Genomic DNA, 785 nt, shown 5'->3' with positions numbered 1-785 from the left:
GGCCGGCTGCGGAGGCGCTCTGATCTTCGGGATTTGCGCAGGCGTTCATCGTCAAGATGGCCACAAGAGCCAGGCCGAGTGTGCTCAATTGCTTTTTCATGGATGTCTTCCTTGGAGTGAAGTTGCTGTTCGCATGATGTGAATCTGCGGTTTCTTCTCGCGGCACAGGCATTTCATGTACTGGTCGAGAGCGCGATGGAGGAGAAGAATTCTCTGGCGCGGGGGTGCGATGGGTGGTACATGACTTTTTCCGGAGCGCCGCGTTCTATGATTTCCCCGTCGGCCATGACCACGAGTTCATCGGCAACGTCGCGCGCGAAAGACATTTCGTGGGTAACGATGAGCATGGTGCAGCCTTGTTCGGCCAGCAGTTTCATGACGGCCAACACCTCGCCCACCAGTTCCGGATCCAGTGCGCTGGTCGGTTCGTCGAAGAGCAGTATTTCCGGCTTCATTGCCAGAGCCCGTGCAATCGCGACCCGCTGTTGCTGCCCGCCCGAAAGTTCGTTGGGATAATGGTTCTTTTTGCTGCCCAGGCCGACCCTTTCCAGCAATACGGAGGCCTCTTCCCTTGCCACATCGGGGCGGATACCGCGCACCGAAATCGGGGCAAGGGTGACATTCTCCAGGGCGGTGCAGTTTGGAAACAGGTTGAAGCCTTGGAAAACCATCCCAAAAATCAGTTTCTGTTGGCGCGCAGTCTTGGGCGAAACCTGGATGCGGATATCTCCGCGAAAGGTCTGGCAGACCATCTGACCCTAGAAAAAGATGGCTCAGCCGTCTAT

At 56.7% G+C, this 785-nt stretch carries 1 protein-coding gene; it reads right to left on the bottom strand.

Annotated elements, in window-relative coordinates; translation table 11 throughout:
* Nucleotides 1-173: 173 nt before the first annotated feature.
* Nucleotides 174-752, bottom strand: a complete 579-nt coding sequence (locus AC5RVV_RS17645) for an amino acid ABC transporter ATP-binding protein (RefSeq protein ID WP_494002650.1) — start codon at nt 750-752, stop codon at nt 174-176.
* Between the last annotated feature and the right edge of the window lie 33 nt (nt 753-785).

The sequence above is a fragment of the Arthrobacter sp. MDT2-34-1 genome (assembly GCF_059091365.1).
This window is presented reverse-complemented; position numbering and strand designations above follow the sequence as displayed.

Coding starts and splice junctions, on each gene's coding strand:
- AC5RVV_RS17645 (WP_494002650.1), bottom strand. CDS start 752: ATGGTCTGCCAGACCTTTCGCGGAGATATCCGCATCCAGGTTTCGCCC.